Consider the following 1,315-nt stretch of genomic DNA (forward strand, 5'->3'; position numbering starts at 1 on the left):
GAAGTAGATAGCTTAACCGAGAGGGGGGCGTTTACCACGGTATGATTCATGACTGGGGTGAAGTCGTAACAAGGTAACCGTAGGGGAACCTGCGGTTGGATCACCTCCTTACCTTGAAATTGATTGCGATAAGTGTTCACACAGATTGTTTGGTTGGTTGTGTTAATGAAGAAGAAAGTCGAAGACGAAATCCTTTTGGGTCTGTAGCTCAGGTGGTTAGAGCGCACCCCTGATAAGGGTGAGGTCGGTGGTTCAAGTCCACTCAGACCCACCACTCAATAAACGCAAAAAGCGAAAGCGAGTGAAAACTAAAAGGAACGAACGATAGTTGGGGATATAGCTCAGCTGGGAGAGCGCCTGCCTTGCACGCAGGAGGTCAGCGGTTCGATCCCGCTTATCTCCACCAAATATCGCATCATCCATAAGCATTTTGAGCAAGAATGCAAAAAAAAACGGAAATCTGACCGCTTGCAAGCGGTGTGATTTTTGAGAGTTCTTGCAAAGTAATAATTCGTAAGAATAAAACAAAATGCAGAATGCTTATTGATGATGAAAGACGCAAGTCTCAGTCTGAATGTTCTTTAAAAAATCGGAAACAAGCTGAAAACTGAGAGATTTTCGAAAGAAAGTCTGAGTAGTAAAAATCTTAGCTGAACAAAAGCAGCTAAGTGTTTAGTTGATGAGTTATCGCTTTGAATGTCAAAACAAGAGGAAATCAAACCGCTTGTGAAAACATTTGAGGTTGTATAGTTAAGTGACTAAGCGTACACGGTGGATGCCTAGGCAATCAGAGGCGAAGAAGGACGTGCTAATCTGCGAAAAGCTTGGATGAGTCGATAAGAGGCGTTTAATCCAAGATGTCCGAATGGGGAAACCCGCTAGGTGAAGAACCTAGCATTGTTTAATGAATACATAGTTAAACAAGGCAAACCGGGAGAACTGAAACATCTAAGTACCCCGAGGAAAAGAAATCAACCGAGATTCCGTGAGTAGCGGCGAGCGAAAGTGGAAGAGCCAGTAAGTTTTAGCATCATATTTAGGAGAATGAGCTGGGAAGCTCAATCGTAGAGGGTGATAGTCCCGTATCCGAAAAATTTGGTGTGGAACTAAGCTTACAACAAGTAGGGCGGGACACGAGAAATCCTGTTTGAAGATGGGGGGACCATCCTCCAAGGCTAAATACTCCTGATTGACCGATAGTGAACCAGTACTGTGAAGGAAAGGCGAAAAGAACCCCAGTGAGGGGAGTGAAATAGAACCTGAAACCGTGTACGTACAAGCAGTGGGAGCCTCTTTATGGGGTGACTGCGTACCT

At 44.6% G+C, this 1,315-nt stretch carries 2 tRNA genes and 2 rRNA genes; all 4 read left to right on the forward strand.

Going from position 1 to position 1,315, the window contains the following annotated elements:
- A 16S ribosomal RNA gene (locus tag B0187_RS10015) occupies positions 1 to 111 on the forward strand; the annotation flags it as partial.
- Between the two features lie 86 nt (positions 112 to 197).
- Positions 198 to 274, forward strand: a tRNA-Ile gene (locus tag B0187_RS10020).
- A 56-nt stretch (positions 275 to 330) separates the two neighbouring features.
- Positions 331 to 406, forward strand: a tRNA-Ala gene (locus B0187_RS10025).
- 342 nt (positions 407 to 748) lie between these two features.
- A 23S ribosomal RNA gene (locus B0187_RS10030) occupies positions 749 to 1,315 on the forward strand; the annotation flags it as partial.

This window comes from Haemophilus paracuniculus (assembly GCF_002015115.1).
In the GTDB taxonomy this organism is placed as follows: domain Bacteria; phylum Pseudomonadota; class Gammaproteobacteria; order Enterobacterales; family Pasteurellaceae; genus Haemophilus_E; species Haemophilus_E paracuniculus.